Consider the following 20,972-nt stretch of genomic DNA (forward strand, 5'->3'; position numbering starts at 1 on the left):
AATGAGCGATAACGACGGCAAAAAGACACTTGGTCTCCGCAGCGGCCCGCGGTCTGGCAATGTAAAGCAAAGCTTCAGTCATGGCCGCACCAAGAATGTCGTAGTTGAAACGAAGCGCAAACGCGTTGTCGTTCCCAAGCCTACTGTAACGACGTCAAGCCAAGGTGCTGGCGACAAAAAGCTGAGCACAGCGCCGAGCAACCGCCCAGGCGGAATTTCGGATGCAGAAATGGACCGCCGCTTGAAGGCTGTTCAGGCTGCAAAGTCGCGTGAAGTAGAAGAAGAGCAGCAACGTGTTGCCGAAGAAAAGCAGCGCGAAGAAGAGCGCATGCGCCGCCGGCAAGAAGCTGAAGAAAAAGAACGTGAAGAGAAAGAGCGCGAAGAGCGGGCTCGTGCCAAGGCTGAAGACGACGAGCGTAAAAAGCGCGAAGCGGAAGAAACAGCCAAGCGCGCAACAGCCGCGCCAGCCCCTGCAGCAGCCGCAGAGCCTGGACGCACTGCAGCCAAGCCTCTTACAGACCGTCGCAAAACTGAAAAAGAACGCGATGACCGCACCAAAACGGCCAAGACCCGTGGAGACGAAAGCCGCCGCAGTGGCAAACTGACACTGAACCAAGCTCTCTCTGGTGGTGAAGGTGGGCGTCAGCGCTCTATGGCCGCCATGAAGCGACAGCAAGAACGCGCACGTCAAAAGGCGATGGGCCAAAGCGCTGACCGTGAGAAGATTGTCCGCGAAGTACAACTGCCAGAAGCGATTACTGTCAGTGAGCTCGCCAACCGTATGGCTGAGCGTGTAGCAGCAGTTGTGAAATCACTAATGAACATGGGCATGATGGTTACACAGAACCAGACAATTGATGCCGATACAGCAGAGCTCATCATTGAAGAGTTCGGCCACAAGGTGACACGCGTGTCCGATGCCGACGTTGAAGATGTCATCAAAGAGGTTGCCGAGGATCCTGCAGACCTGAAGACACGTCCACCCGTGATCACCATCATGGGTCACGTTGACCACGGTAAAACATCACTTCTCGATGCAATTCGGGACGCGAAAGTTGTTGCCGGCGAAGCTGGTGGGATCACGCAGCATATTGGCGCTTATCAAGTTAAAACAGATAGCGGCGCGCTGCTTTCCTTCCTTGATACGCCCGGCCACGCAGCCTTTACATCGATGCGCTCACGCGGTGCTCAGGTCACAGATATTGTTGTGCTTGTAGTTGCTGCCGACGACGCTGTGATGCCGCAGACGATTGAAGCGATCAACCACGCCAAAGCGGCAAAGGTTCCGATGATCGTTGCGATCAACAAAATCGACAAGCCTGCAGCCAACCCCGATAAAGTTCGTACCGATTTGCTTCAGCATGAGGTCGTCGTCGAAAAAATGTCGGGCGATGTGCAGGATGTCGAAGTTTCAGCGATTACCGGCCAAGGTTTGGACGAGCTTCTCGAAGCGATCGCACTTCAAGCCGAAATTCTCGAACTGAAAGCCAACCCTGATCGCGCCGCAGAAGGTGCTGTTATCGAGGCTCAGCTTGATGTGGGCCGTGGGCCTGTCGCGACAGTGCTCGTGCAAAAGGGCACCTTGCGCCAAGGCGATATCTTTGTTGTCGGTGAGCAGTACGGTAAGGTCCGTGCTCTTATCAACGACAAGGGCGAACGCATTAAAGAAGCTGGCCCATCTGTACCGGTCGAAGTCCTCGGCCTGAACGGTACGCCAGAAGCGGGCGACGTGTTGAATGTCGTGAGCTCGGATGCGCAAGCGCGCGAAATTGCTGAATATCGTGAGAAAGCCGCGAAAGAAAAACGCGCAACGGCTGGCGCAGCGACGACACTTGAACAGCTTATGGCCAAGGCCAAGGAAGACAAGAACGTCACCGAGATGCCTGTTATCATGAAAGCCGACGTTCAAGGCTCGGCTGAAGCAATTGTGCAAGCTCTGGAGAAAATCGGTAACGATGAGGTCCGCGTGCGGGTTCTCCACTCTGGCGTTGGTGCGATCACAGAAAGCGACATCGGCCTGGCGGAAGCATCAGGCGCACCCGTGTTTGGCTTCAACGTGCGCGCCAATGCGCCTGCACGTAACAGCGCAAACCAAAAGGGTGTCGAAATTCGGTACTACTCCGTAATTTACGACCTCGTTGATGATGTGAAGCAAGCCGCCAGTGGCCTTCTATCTGCAGAGATTCGCGAGAAGTTCATCGGCTATGCCGAAATTCGTGAAGTCTTCAAAGTCACAGGTGTTGGCAAAGTTGCTGGTTGTCTTGTGACCGAAGGTGTCGCACGCCGCAGTGCTGGCGTACGACTGCTCCGCGACAACGTTGTGATCCACGAAGGCACACTCAAGACACTCAAGCGCTTCAAAGATGAAGTTGCCGAAGTTCAGTCTGGTCAAGAGTGTGGTATGGCATTTGAAGCCTATGACGATGTTCGCCCAGGCGACGTGATCGAGATCTTTGAGCGTGAGGAAATCGAGCGCAATCTCGACTAACCTTTAGGCTATCTAAAGATAAAAAGGCTGGCAGTTTTCACTGCCGGCCTTTTTCATTTTATTGATGTCACAGGTATTCCTGAGAACAATTTTTGGCCTACAGACACGGTCACCTGCCCGTTGGAAAGAGCTTCCACAAACGAACCTTGAACGAATACTGCGGTTCCAAGCATGATTGTGCACATGTTGACCACTCCAGTTAACTCGTAGTTAACTCAAAGCAGAGACTCAGGCTTTCTGGCAAATGTGTAAAAGATAGTTACAGCCAATCTCGCAAGATCGGGATCAGTGGAATGTCGGCTGCTGGCATGGGATAGTCTTTCAACTTTGCAGGCTGAACCCACGATAAAGTCTGGCCCTCGCGCGCCGTCAAGATTCCGTTCCATTTGCGACAAACAAACAGCGGCATGAGCAAATGGAAGTCCTCGTAGCTGTGGGAAGCAAACGTCAACGGTGCAAGACAGCTGTTCCAGGTCTCAATCCCAAGCTCTTCATGCAGCTCACGAACCAAGGCTGTTTCGGGGGTCTCGCCCGGTTCGATTTTGCCCCCGGGAAACTCCCAAAGCCCGGCCATTGACTTGCCCTCGGGCCTCTGCGCGAGCAAAACGCGGTTGTCTTTGTCTAAAAGCGCGACAGCAGAAACAAGCACCACCTTCATGATCGATAATCCGCGTTAATTTCGATGTACCCATGGGTCAGGTCGCATGTCCAAACTGTGCTGCTACCCTGCTCCAAGCCCAGATCCACTGTAATCAAAATTTCCTGCTCTTTCATAAGTGCGGCTGCATCTTCTTCACGATAGTCAGGATTAACCCAACCTTTCTCAGCCACCAAAACACTCCCGAACATAATCGAAAGTTTGTCACGGTCAGCGTAGGCCCCAGATTTGCCAATCGCCATGACAATGCGGCCCCAATTCGGGTCTTCCCCTGCGATGGCCGTTTTCACGAGCGGCGAATTTGCGATGGATAACGCGTGAACGCGCGCATCGGCGTTACTTTTTGCGCCTGTTACGCGAATCTCGATAAACTTTGTCGCGCCTTCACCATCCCGCACAACCTGATGCGCCAGATCGAGCATGACAGATCGCAATGCATCTTTGAATGCAATGTCGTGCTGATCAGCAGCGACACCGCTCTTGCCTGTCGCACAGAGCAGCAATGTATCAGATGTGGATGTATCACTATCTACTGTAATGGAGTTGAAAGTGGAGTCTGTCAGCTCCGAGAGAACAGCCTGCAAATCGGCCTGGCTGATCGCTACATCAGTGAAGAGATACACCAGCATAGTGGCCATGTCGGGCGCAATCATGCCCGAGCCTTTGGCTATTCCTGCAATATTGACAGTCTTTCCTGCCACATCGTAGCTGGCACTCGCTCCTTTGGGAAAAGTATCGGTTGTCATGATAGCTTTGGCCGCATCAGAGATGCTCGTCTCTGACAGAGACCCTGCCAAACCGCCCAAGGCATCAACGATTTTGCCGTGTGGCAAGCGTTCACCGATTACACCTGTCGAGGAGGTAAAAACGCGGCTCTGCTCAAGGCCCAACGCTGCTGCCGTGGCCGACGATATCGCATCCACAGATGCTTGACCAACTGCGCCAGTGAACGCATTTGAGTTCCCGGAGTTCACAAGAATGGCCGCACCTCCCGATGCGTCGCCACCGATCTTGCTTTGGCAGTCCAGCACCGCTGCCGAGCGCGTTGATGAGCGCGTAAACACGCCAGCAACGGCTGCGCCCTCGCACAGTGATGCGAGCATCACATCTGTACGAGCCTCATATTTCACGCCAGCGGCTGCCGTCGCAAATTTGACACCTTCAATGGCAGGAAGCTCCGGAAAAGAAGCAGGCGCGAGAGGAGAAACTTTAGTGATCTTGGCCATGGGCCTTTACTCCGTAAGTAGGATGTCTTCTTTGAGAATAGCGGGGTCAATATCGCCCTCAGCGGACAGCTCGATTGTGCCAAGCTTTTTGAGGCGTGCAACTTCGTCCTCGATCACTGTGTTGAATAGCTCACTTTCCAGCTCTGCCTTAACTTCTTCAAAAGACGGCTTGTTGGCAAGGCGCGTTTCGCTGAGCTTTATAACGTGCCAGCCAAATTGGGTTTGAACGGGCCCAGAGATGGCACCATCATCAAGTTTGGCGACAGCCTCTTCAAACGGGGGCACCATCATACCTTTGCCAAACCAGCCCAAGTCGCCGCCATTTGGCCCGGAAGGGCCCGTTGAGCGCTCTTTGGCCAGCTCGGTAAAGTCTGCGCCACCCTCAAGTTCTGTCACCAACGCTTTGGCTTCTTCTTCGGTTTCGACCAAAATATGAGCCGCCTTAAACTCTTTGTCAGGGGCCGCAGATGCGTATTTTTCGTCATAAGCAGCTTTCAGTACAGCCTCTGTCAGCTTTTCTTCAACGATCTCCTCAATCACGGTTGAAGCAACAAGCGAGCGGCGCTCATTCTCCAAGCGGCGCTGCACAGGGCCAGGAACTTCGCCTTCAAAACGGTCGGCAAGGATGGTCTGATTGACCAGTTGATCAAGGATCGCATTATAGAGAACATCATCGGGTAGTTGCAAATATTGCTCAGGCAAGCCACTCCGAGCTGCGGCCATGTGCCCGAGAGTGATCTGGGTGCCATTTACGGTGGCCACCACAGTGCTTGAATTGGCGGTTTGCTCTTCTGCACCAGCCAACATCGGTGCGAAAGCTGTCGCAAGAGCCAGCGTGAAAATCTTGAAGTGTTTGGACATCATTTTCCCTTTGTTTCATTCGCGTATCGCGCACAGCGTTGACACTGCCAGACCCGACCCTTACATCGCCTTAAGGCCAAGACACGCTTATGTTCCCAGCCGTTGTAGGACGCGCATATATCCGGAGCAAGCAATTGTCTTGCGACAAGATAAAATGATCGGATCGGACTGAATATGCTTGGACTTGGATCTATTGCCAAAAAGGTTTTTGGCACGGCAAATGACCGCAAGGTTAAGGCCACGAAGCCATTGATCGAGAAGATCAACGCGCTTGAGCCAGATTTTGAGAAACTGACCGACGCACAGCTTATCGAGAAGACAGCCGAGTTTAAGAAGCGCTATCAAGATGGCGAGACGCTCGACGCGTTGCTGCCTGAAGCTTTTGCAAACTGCCGCGAAGGCGCAAAGCGCGCTCTGGGTTTGCGCGCCTTTGATGTACAATTGATGGGCGGTATTTTTCTTCATCAAGGTAACATCTCCGAGATGAAGACAGGCGAAGGTAAGACCCTTGTTGCCACCTTCCCTGCTTATCTCAATGCCCTCACGGGAAAAGGTGTCCATGTTGTTACGGTCAACGACTACCTTGCCAAGCGTGACGCCGAATGGATGAGCAACGTCTTTGCCGCTTTGGGCATGACAACGGGTGTTATTTACCCGCAACAACCCGAGGCTGAAAAGTCGCAGGCCTATGCCTCGGATATCACTTACGCGACCAATAACGAGCTCGGATTTGACTATCTGCGCGACAACATGAAATCAGAGCTGCGTCAGATCAATCAGAAGTATCATCACTTTGCGATTGTCGACGAAGTTGACTCGATCCTGATTGATGAGGCGCGCACACCTCTCATTATTTCTGGCCCTGCCGAAGACCGCTCAGAACTTTATATCCAGATCGACAAACTGATTCCCGAACTGGCTGACGAACACTTCACGTTGGATGAAAAGACGCGCAACGTAACCTTCTCTGATGAAGGCAACGAATTCCTCGAGCAACTGCTGCACCAGCGCGGCCTGCTAGACGAAGAGCAAAGCCTCTACGACCCAGAGAGCACAACGATCGTGCACCACGTCAACCAGGGCCTGCGCGCGCACAAGCTGTTCACAAAGGACAAAGATTACATCGTGCGCAACAACGAGGTTGTGCTTATTGACGAATTTACTGGCCGTATGATGGCCGGTCGCCGCCTTTCGGAAGGTCTGCACCAGGCGATCGAAGCCAAAGAGGGCTGCGACATCCAACCTGAGAACGTGACACTCGCGCAGGTGACGTTCCAGAACTACTTCCGCCTTTATGACAAGCTTGGCGGCATGACTGGTACAGCCACGACCGAAGCCGAAGAATTCATGGAAATCTACGGTCTGGGTGTTGTTGAAGTTCCGACGAACAAGCCGATTGCGCGGATCGACGACGATGATGCGGTTTACCGCACCGCTCAGGAAAAGTTCGCAGCCATTGTTGAGACGGTCAAAGAGGCCAGCGAACGCGGCCAGCCAATCCTCGTTGGGACAACGTCTATTGAAAAGTCTGAACTGCTCAGCGAGATGCTTACAAAAGAAGGCATCAAGCACAACGTTTTGAACGCTCGCCAGCATGAGCAAGAAGCTCAAATCGTGGCTGACGCCGGTAAACTGGGCGCCGTTACCATCGCCACCAACATGGCTGGCCGTGGTACAGATATTAAGCTTGGTGGTAACTTCGAATTCCAGGTTATGGAGGCGATTGCTGCCGCTCCTGATGCGGATCCTGAAGAAGTACGCGCGCGGATTGAAGCTGAGCACGATGCTGATGAAGCCAAAGTGAAAGAAGCTGGCGGTTTGTTTGTTCTGGCGACAGAACGCCACGAAAGCCGCCGCATCGATAACCAGCTGCGCGGCCGCTCTGGCCGTCAGGGTGACCCTGGGCGCTCATCTTTCTATCTGAGCCTGGAAGATGACCTTATGCGCATCTTCGGCTCTGAGCGGCTTGATAAGGTGCTCTCCACACTTGGCATGAAAGATGGCGAAGCCATTGTGCACCCATGGGTCAACAAATCCCTTGAGCGCGCCCAAGCCAAAGTCGAGGGCCGGAACTTCGACATTCGCAAACAGCTTTTGAAATTTGACGATGTTATGAATGAGCAGCGTAAAGTGATCTTCAAACAGCGCCGCGATATCATGGAAGCTGCCGACCTCTCGGCCATTACGCAAGATATGCGTAATCAGGTTATCGACGATCTGATCGACCAATATATGCCACCCAAAACATATGCTGACCAATGGGACACCGAAGGTCTTTATGCTGCCTGCCTTGAAAAGCTGGGCATTGATGTTCCGGTGATCGATTGGGCCGCCGAAGAGGGTGTGGACGACGAAGACATCACCGAACGTCTTGAGAAGGCATCAGACGAGTTCATGGCGTCGAAGGCCGCACACTTTGGCCCCGAGACAATGCGGATGATCGAAAAGCAGCTATTGCTCCAGACCATTGATAAGAAATGGCGCGAGCACCTGCTTACTCTTGAGCACCTGCGCTCTGTTGTCAGCTTCCGTGGCTATGCCCAACGCGACCCGCTGAACGAGTATAAAAACGAAGCCTTCCAACTCTTTGAAAGCATGCTCGACAGCCTGCGCGAAGATGTCACCCAGCAACTTGCGCTTGTACGCCCTCTTTCGGAAGACGAACAGGAGCAGGCCCGCGCCATGATGCAGGAACAGCCCCAGATGAGCCAACCACAGGCCGAGCAGCCCGCTGTAGAAGCGGGTGAGCCTCTGGCTGGATTTGTCGAGGATGATCCAAGCACTTGGGGCACACCGGGCCGCAACGAAGCCTGCCCTTGTGGCTCAGGCAAAAAGTTCAAGCATTGCCACGGGCGGGTTTGAAGGTTCACACAAAGGCCTGAATGACTCCGCTGTTTTGCCTCATGCATGCCTGATTTCTTAACCATGTTGGCCTCGTACCTTAATTGGCGGAGGCCGACATGCCTGACTATAAAAGATATGGAATCGCTGGCGCGACTTTGGCAACGATTTTGCTGACAGGTCAGATCATGCAGGTGTCTTCTGGCACTCAGCAGGCAAGCGCCGCTGATGTTCAGGCGATGCCGCTGCCTGTTGCCATATCCGACATCACGCTGACAGCAGCCGAGGAAAGCGCCTTTGTGCCAGCGGCTGCTGATGGATCGGTCGGCATACGGAGCGGCTCAGAGCAGCCACAAACAGCCGACGCTTGCAAGATCACCATGTCCGCCAAGCCCATCGCCGCGGCCTTGGTTGACCTTGAAATGTCTGCCCCTTGCGCTCCCAACGAGCGGGTGGTGATCCACCACAATGGTATGATGTTTGCAGAGCTCACTGACAGCGCGGGCAAGTTCAGAACGACTGTCCCGGCGCTCAGCGAAACGGCTGTTTTTATTGCTTCTTTTGCCGGCGGTGAAGGCGCGGTGGCCAATGCCACTGTAGAAGAGCTTTCAAGCTACGACCGTGCCGTTGTGCAGATGCAGGGCAACTCAGGCATCGGCCTGCATGCCCGCGAATTTGGTGCTGACTATGGCGAGAGAGGCCATGTCTGGCGCGAAAGCCCCGGGCAAGTGGCAGACGGGGTCACAGGCTACGGCGGGTTTATGATCCAGCTTGGCAACACAAGCCTTGAAACACCGCTCCTGGCAGAGGTTTACAGTTTCCCGACTGGTATGGCCAAAGAGATCGGGTCAGTGGCGCTGAGCGTCGATATCGAGATCACAAATGCCAACTGCGATCAGGACATTGAAGCGCAGACATTGCAAACCAGCCGTGGCGCTCAGATCACGGTTCAGACGTTAGATATGTCAATTCCGGCTTGTGATGCGATTGGCGACTTTCTCATGTTGAAAAATATGGTGAATGACATGAAGGTAGCGTTCAACTAACCGTCATGTTGCGAGGCTCCTTTTGGATTTGGTAAAACGTGCGGCGGTCATCGCCGCACTTTTCTTTTTTGGTTTTGTTCCGCTTGTTTCTGCGCAAGATGTGACGCTGACATCTCGTGACAAAAGTGTCGAGGTGAGCGGCAATCTTCTGGGCTTTGACGGCGAGTTTTATCGCGTAGAGACCGACTATGGCGAGCTCACAATTGATGGCGCAGGCGTTGATTGCGCGGGCCCCGGATGCCCTAACCTTACAGCCTTTGTCGCCGAGCTTGATATTGCTGGCGCACCCGAAGTCGGGCGACTGCTCCTGCCTGCACTGATAGAGGCCTTTGCCACCAAAAATAACCTCAAGACAGAGCGTGTTTCGGAAAACGACGACACATTCAACATCACCCTGTCGCAAAAATCAGATGGTACAACCCTTGCCCGCTTCTTCATCGATATCAATTCCAGCGGCGAAGGCTTCGCTGATTTGCTGGCCGACCAAACCGATATCGTTATGTCGACACGTGAGATCACCCCACAAGAGCGCAAGCTCGCCCGTGAAATAGGCATGGGAGACCTCACACAACTGGGGCGCGCGCGCGTGTTGGCGTTGGATGCTCTCGTCCCCGTTGTGTCGACGCAAAACCCCATAAATGAAATCAGCCTTCAACAGCTTTCCGAGATTTATTCTGGAAACATTAACAACTGGAAAACGCTCGGCCCGCAAGACGCGCCGATAACCCGTTACCTGCGTGACTTGGAGACCGGGTCTGGCGCTGTTGCTCTTCAACGGCTCAAACTAAACGCCGCAGACGCAGCCGACGCGCGTACACTCTTTTCGGCTGATAATCTTGACCTCGCAACACGTGTCTCTGTTGATCCATTTGGCATCGGATTGGTCGGGCGCTCCACCACGCTCGACACCAAGATACTCACGCTTACAGGCACCTGCGCGCGCACGCTCAGGCCCACACGGCGCAACGTGAAGACAGAGGATTATCCGCTCACTACGCCATTGTTTTTATACCTCCCTGCACGACGCTTACCCAAAATTGCCCGCGAGTTTCTGAGCTATACGCGGAGCCCCGCAGCCCAGCTTGTCATCAGACGGGCCGGGTTTGTCGATCAAGCGCCAGAAGAGATCCCTATTGATTTTCAAGGAGATCGCCTTGCGAACGCCATATCGGTTGCGGGTAACGATGTCAGCGTTGAGGCTGTCCGCGAAATGATCGGCGAGCTGCGCCAGATGCGACGGCTCACGACATCCTTTCGGTTTGAGACGGGGTCTGTCAGGCTTGATGCGCAGTCCCGTTCGAACGTAGAGCAGCTTGCCAGCGCTTTGGAGGCCGGGATCTATGATGGTAAGAGCCTTGTTTTTGTTGGGTTTAGTGATGGCGAAGGCGCAGCTGCGGCCAACCTCGAGATCTCGCGGCGGCGGGCTGAAGTTGTGAAAGCGGCAGTGCTGAAAGCCGCTGAGACTGCGGACTTTAACCAGCTTGATGTCAGCGTGCAGGCCTATGGCGAGGCGATGCCTATGGCGTGTGACGACACCGAGTGGGGCCGTCAGGTGAACCGGCGTGTTGAGGTCTGGATTCGTTAGAGAAGCCCTGATGCACGGAAGCTGAGCTCGGTTGATTTGCCGATGATCAGATGGTCATGAAGCGTCAGGCCAAGCGCTTGCGCTGCGCGCTCGATTTGCTCCGTCATCGCAATATCTTCTGGCGAGGGTGTCGGATCACCCGAGGGGTGATTATGTACTAAAATCAAAGCGCTGGCGTTCAACTCGAGCGCACGTTTTACCACTTCGCGGGGGTAGACAGGCACATGATCAACTGTTCCAGAGGCCTGTTCTTCATCGGCGATGAGTGTGTTTTTGCGGTCTAGAAACAAGACGCGAAACTGCTCTGTGTCGCGGTGTGCCATGGCGGTGTGGCAGTAGTCTATGAGAGCGTCCCAGCTGGAGACAACGGGGCGCTGCAGAATACGGGAGCGCGCGAGGCGTTGGGCGGATGCCGCAACGATCTTGAGTTCGCAAATAACGGCCTCGCCAACACCGTTAACCTCCATCAAACGTTCAGCCGAGGCGCTTATTACTCCGTTGAAATCATTGAATTTATCAAGCAAAAGCCGCGCGAGGGGTTTCACATCGCGGCGGGGAATTGCGCGAAACAGGACAAGCTCAAGCAGCTCGTAATCAGGCATCGCATCAGCTCCGCCCGAGAGAAAGCGCGCGCGCAGGCGTTTGCGGTGATCCGCGATGTAGGACGGCAGCTTACCCTCTGGAATCACTTGAGAAACCACCGTCTCGTCAGTGTCAAAGAGAGGCAGGGACGCCTCGGAAAAGCGGTTTTGCTGGGCCATAAGGATAGGCTGCCGCAGCAAGGTGAAGAAGTGGTTAATTTCGCAAGGGTTAACGATTCGATTTTGCCAGAATAGGGGGGTGAAAAGCGTGCACAATGCGTGCACCACCTGTGCACCGCCTGTTGCAGATGGCCGAAATTGGCCAGTGTTAACGCAGCGCGCGGTGGCCTTGGCCCAAAAAGAAAGGGCGCACCCGAAAGCGCGCCCTTTCTTCTGATTTTATCAAAAGGCCTAGCCCTTCATCGAATCCCAAAAACTCTTCACAGAGGAGAAGAAGCTCTTGCTCTCCGGGTTGTTGTCTTCAGACAGGGCCGCGAACTCTTTGAGCAGCTCTTTTTGCTTGCTCGTGAGGTTCACGGGCGTCTCGACTGCGAGCTCGATGAACATGTCACCCGCGCCGCCGCCACGTAGGGCAGGCATACCCTTGGAGCGAAGCCGCATCTGACGGCCAGATTGGCTGCCTGACGGGATCTTGACGCGTGAACGCCCCCCATCAATCGTGGGCACTTCAATGTCGCCACCGAGCGAGGCTGTCGCCATGCTCACGGGCACACGACAGAAGAGGTTGACCCCTTCGCGCTCGAAGATGGAATGCGCTTCAACCTCGATGAAGATGTAGAGGTCGCCCGTGGGGCCACCGCGCATGCCAGCTTCCCCTTCGCCAGCGAGGCGAATGCGTGTGCCTGTCTCGACACCTGCGGGGATGTTCACAGCCAGAGAGCGGTCTTTCTGGACCCGGCCCTGACCGTGGCATTTGCCACACGGGTTTTTGATGGTCTGGCCGAGGCCCGAGCAAGTCGGGCAGGTGCGCTCGACCGTGAAGAAGCCCTGCTGCGCACGCACCTTGCCCATGCCTGAGCAGGTTGGACAGGTTGTTGGCTCGGCGCCGCCTTCGGCACCTGTACCATTGCAGCTGTCACAGCCCACCGAGGTTGGCACGTTGATTGTCTTTTGAAGGCCAGAGAAGGCCTCCTCAAGTGTCACACGCAGGTTGTAGCGCAGATCAGCACCGCGCGCGGCACGTTGCCGCCCGCCGCCGCCACGCTGGCCGCCCATAAAGTCGCCAAAGAGGTCATCAAAGACATCGGAAAAGGCGCTTGAGAAGTCGCCCTGCCCGCCGCCGTAACCGCCACCGGGACGCCCACCGCCGCCGCCCATTCCGCCCTCAAAGGCAGCATGGCCGTAGCGGTCATAGGCTGCCTTTTTGTCGGCATCCTTCAAGACTTCGTAAGCCTCGCCAGCTTCTTTGAACTGGGATTCAGCTTCAGGGTTGTCTGTATTGCGATCGGGGTGAAGCTCTTTCGCTTTGACACGATAGGCTTTCTTGATCTCGTCTGCTGAGGCCCCTTTTTGGATGCCCAGCACTTCATAATAGTCGCGTTTTGCCATGGGGATTACCCTTTCTGGAAACAGGTAAGGCCGGCCCGGTAAACGAACCGGCCTTTTCCAAGCTTCCTAAGGCGCTTAGCTGCGCTTTTCGTCGCCAAGGTCTTCAAAGTCGGCATCGACGATATCGTCGTCACCACCCTGATCAGCAGCGGCTGGCTCATCGTTGCCAGCATCTGCTTGGGCCTTGTAGATCGCTTCGCCCAGTTTCATGGCCGCTTCTGTTACGTTCTGGATGCCGGCTTTCAGCTTCTCGGCTGAAATGTCGTCTTTTTCCAGATCATCGCGCAGAGCTGCAATCGCCAGTTCGATGACTTCGACTGTCGTTGGATCAACCTTGTCGGAGTGCTCTTCAACCGACTTTTCAGTCGAGTGGATGAGGCTCTCGGCCTGGTTGCGTGCTTCGACGAGCTCTTTGCGCTCTTTGTCGGCATCCGCGTTTTCTTCGGCGTCTTTCACCATTTTCTCGATATCGGCTTCGGAGAGGCCGCCCGAGGCTTGGATGGTGATTTTCTGCTCTTTGCCTGTGCCTTTGTCTGCCGCACCAACCGAAACGATGCCGTTGGCGTCGATGTCAAAGGTCACTTCGATTTGTGGCATACCACGTGGCGCTGGCGGGATGTTCTCGAGGTTGAACTGGCCAAGCATCTTGTTGTCAGCCGCCATTTCACGCTCGCCCTGGAACACGCGGATTGTCACGGCGTTCTGATGGTCTTCCGCAGTAGAGAAGATCTGCGACTTCTTCGTCGGGATCGTTGTGTTGCGGTCGATCAGGCGGGTGAAGACACCACCGAGTGTTTCGATGCCGAGAGAAAGCGGTGTCACGTCAAGAAGGACAACATCTTTCACGTCGCCTTGCAGAACGCCCGCCTGAATGGCGGCACCCATGGCAACAACTTCATCAGGGTTCACACCCTTGTTTGGCTCTTTGCCAAAGAACTTGGACACTTCTTCGATGACTTTAGGCATACGTGTCATGCCGCCGACGAGAACGATTTCGTCGATGTCGTCTTTTGAAAGGCCCGCATCTTTGAGCGCCGCGGCGCAAGGCTTGAGCGAGTTTTTGATCAGGTCGTTGACGAGGCTTTCAAGCTTGGCGCGTGTCAGCTTCATAACCATGTGGAGCGGCGAGCCGTCTTTGCCCATCGAGATAAACGGTTGGTTGATCTCGGTTTGTGATGAGCTGGAGAGCTCGATCTTGGCTTTTTCGGCAGCTTCCTTGAGGCGCTGGAGCGCCATCTTGTCTTTGGTCAGGTCAACGCCGTGCTCTTTTTTGAACTCGTCGGCAAGGTAGCTGACGATGCGCATGTCAAAGTCTTCACCGCCGAGGAATGTATCGCCGTTGGTGGACTTCACTTCAAAGAGGCCATCGTCGATTTCGAGGATGGTGACATCGAATGTACCGCCACCAAGGTCATAGACCGCGATGGTTTGGGTTTCTTTTTTGTCCAGACCGTAGGCCAGGGCAGCCGCTGTCGGCTCGTTGATGATGCGCAGCACTTCGAGGCCAGCGATTTTGCCGGCGTCTTTTGTGGCTTGGCGCTGAGCGTCGTTGAAGTAGGCAGGCACGGTGATAACCGCTTGCGTTACTTCTTCACCGAGGTAGCTCTCGGCTGTTTCTTTCATTTTGCCGAGGATGAAGGCAGAAATCTGGCTGGGAGAATACTTCTCGCCGCGCGCTTCGATCCACGCGTCGCCATTGCCGCCATCAACCACGTTGAAAGGCATATGCTTTTGGTCTTTGGCAAGATCCGCATCATCATAGCGGCGGCCAATCAGGCGCTTGACGCCAAAGACTGTGTTTTCAGGGTTTGTGACGGCCTGACGCTTGGCTGATTGGCCAACGAGGCGCTCGTCTTCTGTGAAAGCAACGATCGACGGCGTGGTGCGCGCGCCTTCGGAGTTTTCGATGACACGGGCGGCCGAGCCGTCCATGATGGCAATACATGAGTTTGTTGTGCCGAGGTCAATACCAATGACTTTTGACATAGTTCGATCCCTTCTACGTTAAGGCGATGTTACGACGACAGACCCGTTACGGCATCTGCCCCCGATCTGTTAGCTTGGGTCGGAGAGTTCCGGCTCAAGGGCTTCGAGGGGTATATAAGGAGCGAAAAATGCCCCTGCAAGCGCCGAGACGTGTAAGAATCAGCTTATTTTTGAGGTTTTCGCAAAGAAAGATGGATACGTGGTAAATCTGGCTCACAAGATCGACCTGAACGGCGCTGCTTTTTATGCCGATGCGCTGGATCGCGCGGCGCAAAATGCGCTTTTGGAGGATATCCGCGCAATCGGGCGCGCAGCCCCGCTTTATGCCCCCGAAACTCCGCGTGGCCAAAAAATGAGCGTGCGGATGACGGCAGCTGGTGACTTTGGCTGGGTCAGCGATGCGCAGGGCTACCGCTATGAGCCGCGCCACCCGTCGGGCAAGCCTTGGCCCCCGATCCCCGCGCGGCTCATGGCGATTTGGAAGTGCGTTGTGCCAGAAGCGCGGGTACCCGAGTGTGTTTTGGTCAACTTCTATGGCGAGGGTGCGCGCATGGGTCTGCATCAGGACAAAGACGAAGCCGACTTTGACCAGCCTGTTGTGTCTGTCAGCCTCGGAGATGAGGGGCTGTTCCGCATTGGCGGTGTTGAGCGAGGTGGCAAGACCGCCTCACATTGGCTGCGCTCTGGCGACATTGTTGTGCTTGGCGGCGCCGCACGGCTGGCGCACCACGGCGTGGACAAGATCCGCTTTGGCTCAAGCACATTGCTCCCCGCTGGCGGGCGGATCAACCTGACGATGCGCGTGGTGACATGAGGCGCTTAGCGGCGCGCATCCCATGAGAGTGATGCGTGGCGGCGTGTGTAGAACTCGCCCATCAGGCCCAGCATGATCAGGATCAGGCCGACTGTCAGGGCATATTCCCAATTGCTGTTGCGCGGGTTGTAATTGATGAAGGCAAAGCCGCGTGACTGGTCGATGATGTGAAAAAGCGGGTTCCAGTCAAACATCGCCAGCATGTAGCCCGGCATGGTATTGGCGACGAACATCTTGCCTGAGGCGATCATATTAGCGCGCTGATAGATAAGAGTGAACGCCGCAACAAAGCCCGGAAACCACGGTTTGATTGCGAGCAGGATCATCCCCACGGCGCAGCCTGTAAACCAAGCCAGCATGAGCATGGCCATAGCGGCAATGGGCCGATCAATGGTGAAGGGCGTAACGGCCATATAGTAGCCAAACAAGATCACGAAGGCGGAAAGAATTTGCAAATAGAGCGAGGCCAGCGCCGCCGAGGCGATAGAGATAATCGTGTTCATGGGCGCGTGCAGCATCATCGGCGAGGACGGCCCCGCCGAGCCGGAAATCGCACCGACCGCCTTCACATGGGTCATGTAAAGAAAGATGCCTGTCATGATGTAGACCAGAAAGTCGCCGCGCAGCGCCGCACCGCGAATGCCCAGAAGCGAGAACATAATGTAAAACGCCAGCACCATGATGGCCATTTGCATCAGGTTTGTGACAAGCGACATGATTGCGTTGCCGTGAGACGAGCGAATGGAATGAACTACCGAATGGTAGATCAGTTCAAAAATAATAAGGGCTGAAGTGATCGTCGATCTGCGACGTTTGACCTGAAACATATACTGCCTGCCCGCCTCTCGCGGCTACTCTTACGCGCCAATTCTTGCCGAACCGTTACACAGGTACCATAAAGGGGTTGAACGGGCTAAGCAACAAAACCGTGACTTGAGGCGTGAAGAGTAAAGGATAGACCAAAATGGATTATGAGAAGCTGACCACTGTGATGCGGGAGCTGTCGCTTCTGGCCGGTGACAAGATCATGGAAATTTACGGGCGTGACGACTTTGAGGTAAAATCAAAGTCAGATGACAGCCCCGTCACAGAGGCGGATGAAGCCGCCGATGCTATTATCTCGGCAGGTCTGCGGGCAGCATTTCCCGATGTGCTTTTGATCACAGAAGAGCAGGCAGCCACACACAGCCAGCGCGCCGATACATTTCTGATCGTTGATCCGCTGGATGGCACGAAAGAATTTGTCCACCGCCGCGGCGACTTTACAGTGAATATTGCCTATGTCGAAGCAGGGGTGCCGACCCGTGGTGTTGTCTATGCGCCCGCAAAAGAGCGAATGTTCTACACACGCGCCGATGGCAGCGCCGTGGAAGAGCTTGGCCCCTTTGAGAAGGGTGAGGCCGGCGAGACACGCCAGATCAAGGTTGCGGCAAGCGACAACGCCGCGCTGCTGGTTGTTGCCTCCAAGTCGCACCGCGACCAAGCAACAGACGACTACATCAACAAATATGCTGTGAAAGATAGCAAAAGCGCTGGCTCGAGCCTGAAGTTTTGCCTTGTCGCCACAGGCGAGGCCGACATCTATCCGCGCGTTGGCCGCACGATGGAGTGGGACACAGCAGCGGGCCATGCTGTCTTGCACGGGGCGGGCGGCAAGGTCGTTGTCTTTGAGAACCATGACCCGCTTGTCTACGGCAAGGACGGCTATGCAAACCCTTTCTTCATCGCATATTCGCCTGCTGTTGAGTTGAAAAAGCCCTGATATGGCTGCGCCGTCTGTCAGCGTTGTTGTTGTGAGCCACGGGCGGCCAGAGAGCCTGATGTGGTGTCTTTCGGCGCTGGCAGGGCAAGCTTATGAGCCATATGAAATTGTCGTTGTCGCGGATCTGGCTGCTTGTGCTTATGTGAGCGAAAGCCACTTTGCGGGGCGCCTCAAGCTTGTGCCTTTTGAGGAGCAAAACATCGCCGCCGCGCGCAACAAGGGTGTGGCCGAGGCGGCGGGCGAGATTATTGCATTTGTCGATGATGATGCGGCGGCTGAGCCTTTGTGGCTGCGCAACCTTGTGGCCGGGTTTGGCTTGCCTGAAGTCGTGTGCGCGGGCGGATATGTGCGCGGACGCAACGGAATATCCTTTCAGTGGACTGCGCGACAAGTGGACGAGACAGGGCATGCCACACCGCTTGCAGCTGTTGGCGACAGACCTTTTGTACCAGAGGTGCCTGCGGGGCGGGCTGTCAAAACCGAAGGCACGAATATGGCGGTGCGCCGTGATGTGCTCGTGGCGCTGGGCGGGTTTGACGAGGGGTTTCACTTTTTCCTTGATGAGACCGACCTCAACCTGCGGCTGGCGCAAGCGCACCACAAAACAGCGCTTTGCCCCAGCGCCGAGGTGCACCATGCCTATCGGGCGAGCACGCGGCGCATGGCCGACCGCACTGTGACTGACCTTTTTGATGTGGGGGCGAGCACTGTGCTGCTTTTGCGCAAGTTTGGCCTGCCGCTGGGGCCGCGGTGTGAGGAGATGCGCGACGAGCAGACCAGCCGCCTGGCCGACCAGGTCAGCCGAGGGCTGCTGAACCAAACCGCCGCAACGCTTGTTCTGGAAAGCCTTGAAGCGGGCTTTGACGCGGGCAAGACGCGTGACTTTGGACAGTATGCAGATGGTCTGCACCAGCCGCCGCCTTTTCTGGGGTTTCGGCCTGATCGTAGCGGGCATGTGACCCTTTCGGGGCGCTGGCGGCAGCGCGCAAAGCTGCGCCACGCGGCCGCAAGGATGGCCAAGGATGGCGCGACTGTTTCGCTCTATTTGTTCTCACTTGGCACAAGGTTTCACCATGTCCGCTTTGATGAAGCAGGCTATTGGGAGCAGGCAGGAGGCCAGTTTGGCAAAGCCCAGCGCGACGAGCCACTCTTTAGGCTGACAGCCTTTGAAAGCAGGGTGAAGCGTGAGCAAAACAGGGTGAAATTAGCGCGCGGCTGAGGCTTGAATGTTAACAAAAGCGCCACAGTGAAGAAATTTCCCCGTCTTTGTCTCATTTTTAAGACCTATAGTATACTCGCTGGGCAAGTTTCATGCCATTGTATCGAACAATATGGTGTGCGCCAAACGACACGCCTTTTTAGTAACGAGGTCAGTAATGAAAAAGAAGATTACCAAAGCCATTTTCCCTGTCGCAGGGCTTGGAACACGTTTTTTACCAGCGACAAAGTCGGTCCCCAAAGAAATTATGACATTGGTTGACCGCCCCCTCATTCAATATGCGATTGATGAAGCCCGTGCCGCAGGAATCAAAGAGTTTATCTTTGTCACCTCTCGCGGCAAAGGCGCGCTTGAAGACTATTTTGACGAAGCGCCGCAGCTTGAGCAGACCCTTCGCAAAAAAGGCAAAGACGAGCTTCTCGATATTCTACAATCCACCAATATGGAAAGCGGCGCGATTGCTTATATCCGCCAGCACAAGGCGCTTGGGCTGGGCCACGCCGTGTGGTGCGCACGCCGCCTTATCTCAAACGAGCCTTTTGCCGTTATCCTCCCTGATGACGTGATCGCGGCAGAAAAGCCCTGTTTGCAGCAGATGGTAGAAGCCTACGAGGAAAACCCCGGCTGTATGGTTGCGGCAATGGAAGTGCCCCAGTCGCAAACAAGCTCTTATGGTATTCTCGATGTGCAGGACGATATGGGCGCGCGGGTGAGTGTCAAAGGCATGGTTGAAAAGCCTGCCGTAGGCGAGGCCCCTTCCAACCTTGCTGTGATTGGTCGCTACATCCTGACACCTGATGTGCTGCGCAACCTCAACAAGAAAAAGTCGGGCGCGGGTGGCGAGATCCAGCTGACAGATGCGATTGCTGACGAGATCGACGAGGGCCGCCCCGTCTATGGCTACCGCTTCCGCGGGCAGCGCTTTGACTGCGGGTCTAAATCGGGCTTCTTGCAAGCGACCGTTTCATTTGGCCTCGACAGACCAGAGCTGCGCGACGACTTGATGGGCTATTTGCAACATGTGGTGACCAACAGCCGCAAAGCTGCAGAGTAACGCCCGACATGGGCTTTGAAACCCTATGACAAGAGACACACCACATGCGCGGCTTTTAGACCTGTCTCGGCTGATCAGCCGCGCGGGGCGTGTGCTGACAGGTGTTGACCGTGTCGAGCGGGCCTATCTTGACGCGGTACTCAAGAGCGATGTGCCAGCCTTCGGGCTGATCCGCACACCACTCGGCTTTTTGCTGCTGGATGAGGCAGGTCTAAGAGCTTTTGCCACCAAAATTGATGGCAAAGCACCTTGGGGGCCAGCCAGCCGCTTGGCAAAAGTGTTTTCAAAACTGGGCCCAGAGCTGCAACGCGCGCTGACAGACGCGCGCAAACTGGCCATTGCCCGCTGTACAAGACGCGGGCTGGGCCGAATGCTCAAGCGGCACCTGCCAGATAGAACCGCCTACCTCAACACGGGCCACAGCAACCTGACCGACTTTGTCACGACAGGGGTAAAAGCGCTTCGGGGCAGCACAATATCGGTGTTTGTCCACGACACGATCCCGCTTGATTTACCCCATTTTCAGCGTGAGGGGTCGGTTGAGCGGTTTGAGCTGTTTCTGCGCCGCGTGTCTGCCAAGGCAGATCTTGCGATCTATAACTCGCGCGCCACACAGAACAGCGCAGAGACCCACATGGGCCAAATGGGCCGCGTCCCACGCGGACTGGTGGCGCATCTGGGTGTTGAGCTCCCCCAAGCCGACCCCAGCGCGCTGCCCAAGGGTATGCCATTTGACGAGCCATATTTTCTCTGTGTCGGGACAATCGAGCCACGTAAAAACCATCTCTTTCTGATGGATGTCTGGGAGCAGATCGAGAAGCAGGTTCCCCCCCAAGAAATGCCGCATCTGGTTATTTGCGGGCAGCGTGGTTGGAAAAACGAAGAATTCTTCTTCCGTTTGGACAACTCGCGCCTGAAAGGACGCTTTATACACGAGGTCGCAGGGCTGAACGACGGGGCGATTGCTGCGCTTCTGGATCAAGCCGCAGGCGTTGTTTTTCCTAGCCTTTCGGAGGGGTATGGCCTCCCTGTTTTGGAAGCGGCAGGGCGCAATATACCCGTTATTTGCACAGAACTCCCTGTTTACAGGGAGATTTTGGCCGATATTCCCGTTTACGCAAGCGTGAATGACAGCTATCTTTGGATACGTCGAATAATGTCATTGGCTGAGAGCAGGCGGACAGGACAGAGGCCACAAAAAGAAGCCTTCGCCCCGCCGACATGGACCGAACATTTCAACCTCGTCTTAAGTGAGACGTGAGATAGCTGGTTTTTGTAAGTG

At 55.3% G+C, this 20,972-nt stretch carries 16 protein-coding genes; 9 read left to right on the forward strand and 7 right to left on the reverse strand.

Going from position 1 to position 20,972, the window contains the following annotated elements:
- Position 1: 1 nt before the first annotated feature.
- The gene (gene infB / locus ACTG3X_RS09115) at positions 2-2,488 is read left to right on the forward strand and encodes a translation initiation factor IF-2 (protein ID WP_439110941.1); all 2,487 of its coding nucleotides are present in this window, start codon (positions 2-4) and stop codon (positions 2,486-2,488) included.
- A gap of 259 nt (positions 2,489-2,747) precedes the next feature.
- On the opposite strand, the gene mutT is transcribed toward infB, so the two are convergent.
- From mutT to ACTG3X_RS09130, 3 genes are read right to left on the reverse strand one after another with little or no spacing between them, the layout of a single operon-like run.
- The gene (gene mutT, locus ACTG3X_RS09120) at positions 2,748-3,146 is read right to left on the reverse strand and encodes an 8-oxo-dGTP diphosphatase MutT (RefSeq protein WP_439110942.1); all 399 of its coding nucleotides are present in this window, start codon (positions 3,144-3,146) and stop codon (positions 2,748-2,750) included.
- Positions 3,143-4,372, reverse strand: coding sequence for a bifunctional glutamate N-acetyltransferase/amino-acid acetyltransferase ArgJ (gene argJ, locus ACTG3X_RS09125; RefSeq protein WP_439110943.1), 1,230 nt, complete (start codon positions 4,370-4,372; stop codon positions 3,143-3,145). Before argJ ends, mutT begins: the two co-directional genes overlap by 4 nt.
- A gap of 6 nt (positions 4,373-4,378) precedes the next feature.
- Complete coding sequence (locus ACTG3X_RS09130; RefSeq protein ID WP_439110944.1) at positions 4,379-5,233, reverse strand: peptidylprolyl isomerase; 855 nt, start codon at positions 5,231-5,233, stop codon at positions 4,379-4,381.
- A 174-nt stretch (positions 5,234-5,407) separates the two neighbouring features.
- Here ACTG3X_RS09130 and secA point away from each other — a divergent pair, with 174 nt between their 5' ends.
- The 3 genes from secA to ACTG3X_RS09145 all read left to right on the forward strand — a co-directional run bounded on the left by secA (position 5,408) and on the right by ACTG3X_RS09145 (position 10,705).
- Positions 5,408-8,095 (forward strand): preprotein translocase subunit SecA, encoded by a 2,688-nt coding sequence (secA, locus tag ACTG3X_RS09135; protein ID WP_439110945.1) that lies wholly within the window; start codon positions 5,408-5,410, stop codon positions 8,093-8,095.
- Between the two features lie 98 nt (positions 8,096-8,193).
- Positions 8,194-9,120 carry a hypothetical protein gene (locus ACTG3X_RS09140; protein ID WP_439110946.1) on the forward strand — a complete coding sequence of 309 codons (927 nt, stop codon included), beginning with the start codon at positions 8,194-8,196 and terminating at the stop codon, positions 9,118-9,120.
- A gap of 22 nt (positions 9,121-9,142) precedes the next feature.
- Positions 9,143-10,705, forward strand: a complete 1,563-nt coding sequence (locus ACTG3X_RS09145; protein ID WP_439110947.1) for a phosphate ABC transporter substrate-binding/OmpA family protein — start codon at positions 9,143-9,145, stop codon at positions 10,703-10,705.
- Here ACTG3X_RS09145 and radC read toward each other — a convergent pair.
- The 3 genes from radC to dnaK form a co-directional block, all read right to left on the reverse strand.
- Positions 10,702-11,466: a RadC family protein gene (radC, locus tag ACTG3X_RS09150; RefSeq protein WP_439110948.1), complete on the reverse strand. Its 765-nt coding sequence runs from the start codon at positions 11,464-11,466 to the stop codon at positions 10,702-10,704. The genes ACTG3X_RS09145 and radC overlap by 4 nt on opposite strands.
- A gap of 231 nt (positions 11,467-11,697) precedes the next feature.
- A complete protein-coding gene (gene dnaJ / locus ACTG3X_RS09155; protein ID WP_439110949.1) occupies positions 11,698-12,855 on the reverse strand; it encodes a molecular chaperone DnaJ in 1,158 nt (385 codons plus the stop codon).
- Positions 12,856-12,930: 75 nt separating this feature from the next.
- Complete coding sequence (gene dnaK / locus ACTG3X_RS09160; protein ID WP_439110950.1) at positions 12,931-14,841, reverse strand: molecular chaperone DnaK; 1,911 nt, start codon at positions 14,839-14,841, stop codon at positions 12,931-12,933.
- A gap of 199 nt (positions 14,842-15,040) precedes the next feature.
- On the opposite strand from dnaK, the gene ACTG3X_RS09165 reads away from it, so the two are divergent.
- Positions 15,041-15,655 (forward strand): alpha-ketoglutarate-dependent dioxygenase AlkB family protein, encoded by a 615-nt coding sequence (locus ACTG3X_RS09165; RefSeq protein ID WP_439110951.1) that lies wholly within the window; start codon positions 15,041-15,043, stop codon positions 15,653-15,655.
- Positions 15,656-15,660: 5 nt separating this feature from the next.
- Here the strand turns inward: ACTG3X_RS09165 and ACTG3X_RS09170 are convergent, their stop codons facing one another.
- A complete protein-coding gene (locus ACTG3X_RS09170) occupies positions 15,661-16,482 on the reverse strand; it encodes an ABC transporter permease (protein WP_439110952.1) in 822 nt (273 codons plus the stop codon).
- A gap of 137 nt (positions 16,483-16,619) precedes the next feature.
- Here ACTG3X_RS09170 and cysQ point away from each other — a divergent pair, with 137 nt between their 5' ends.
- The 4 genes from cysQ (at position 16,620) to ACTG3X_RS09190 (ending at position 20,951) form a co-directional block, all read left to right on the forward strand.
- Positions 16,620-17,417, forward strand: coding sequence for a 3'(2'),5'-bisphosphate nucleotidase CysQ (gene cysQ, locus ACTG3X_RS09175; protein WP_439110953.1), 798 nt, complete (start codon positions 16,620-16,622; stop codon positions 17,415-17,417).
- Position 17,418: 1 nt separating this feature from the next.
- Complete coding sequence (locus ACTG3X_RS09180; protein WP_439110954.1) at positions 17,419-18,636, forward strand: glycosyltransferase family 2 protein; 1,218 nt, start codon at positions 17,419-17,421, stop codon at positions 18,634-18,636.
- Positions 18,637-18,793: 157 nt separating this feature from the next.
- A complete protein-coding gene (gene galU, locus ACTG3X_RS09185; RefSeq protein ID WP_439110955.1) occupies positions 18,794-19,690 on the forward strand; it encodes a UTP--glucose-1-phosphate uridylyltransferase GalU in 897 nt (298 codons plus the stop codon).
- Between the two features lie 25 nt (positions 19,691-19,715).
- Complete coding sequence (locus ACTG3X_RS09190) at positions 19,716-20,951, forward strand: glycosyltransferase family 4 protein (protein WP_439110956.1); 1,236 nt, start codon at positions 19,716-19,718, stop codon at positions 20,949-20,951.
- Positions 20,952-20,972 lie beyond the last annotated feature (21 nt).

This window comes from Lentibacter sp. (assembly GCF_965658795.1).
In the GTDB taxonomy this organism is placed as follows: Bacteria; Pseudomonadota; Alphaproteobacteria; order Rhodobacterales; family Rhodobacteraceae; genus Lentibacter.

Excerpts from the sequence above, each read along its gene's own strand:
- infB (WP_439110941.1), top strand. The coding sequence starts at position 2 with ATGAGCGATAACGACGGCAAAAAGACACTTGGTCTCCGCAGCGGCCCG.
- mutT (WP_439110942.1), bottom strand. The coding sequence starts at position 3,146 with ATGAAGGTGGTGCTTGTTTCTGCTGTCGCGCTTTTAGACAAAGACAAC.
- argJ (WP_439110943.1), bottom strand. The coding sequence starts at position 4,372 with ATGGCCAAGATCACTAAAGTTTCTCCTCTCGCGCCTGCTTCTTTTCCG.
- ACTG3X_RS09130 (WP_439110944.1), bottom strand. The coding sequence starts at position 5,233 with ATGTCCAAACACTTCAAGATTTTCACGCTGGCTCTTGCGACAGCTTTC.
- secA (WP_439110945.1), top strand. The coding sequence starts at position 5,408 with ATGCTTGGACTTGGATCTATTGCCAAAAAGGTTTTTGGCACGGCAAAT.
- ACTG3X_RS09140 (WP_439110946.1), top strand. The coding sequence starts at position 8,194 with ATGCCTGACTATAAAAGATATGGAATCGCTGGCGCGACTTTGGCAACG.
- radC (WP_439110948.1), bottom strand. The coding sequence starts at position 11,466 with ATGGCCCAGCAAAACCGCTTTTCCGAGGCGTCCCTGCCTCTCTTTGAC.
- dnaJ (WP_439110949.1), bottom strand. The coding sequence starts at position 12,855 with ATGGCAAAACGCGACTATTATGAAGTGCTGGGCATCCAAAAAGGGGCC.
- dnaK (WP_439110950.1), bottom strand. The coding sequence starts at position 14,841 with ATGTCAAAAGTCATTGGTATTGACCTCGGCACAACAAACTCATGTATT.
- ACTG3X_RS09170 (WP_439110952.1), bottom strand. The coding sequence starts at position 16,482 with ATGTTTCAGGTCAAACGTCGCAGATCGACGATCACTTCAGCCCTTATT.
- cysQ (WP_439110953.1), top strand. The coding sequence starts at position 16,620 with ATGGATTATGAGAAGCTGACCACTGTGATGCGGGAGCTGTCGCTTCTG.
- ACTG3X_RS09180 (WP_439110954.1), top strand. The coding sequence starts at position 17,419 with ATGGCTGCGCCGTCTGTCAGCGTTGTTGTTGTGAGCCACGGGCGGCCA.
- galU (WP_439110955.1), top strand. The coding sequence starts at position 18,794 with ATGAAAAAGAAGATTACCAAAGCCATTTTCCCTGTCGCAGGGCTTGGA.
- ACTG3X_RS09190 (WP_439110956.1), top strand. The coding sequence starts at position 19,716 with ATGACAAGAGACACACCACATGCGCGGCTTTTAGACCTGTCTCGGCTG.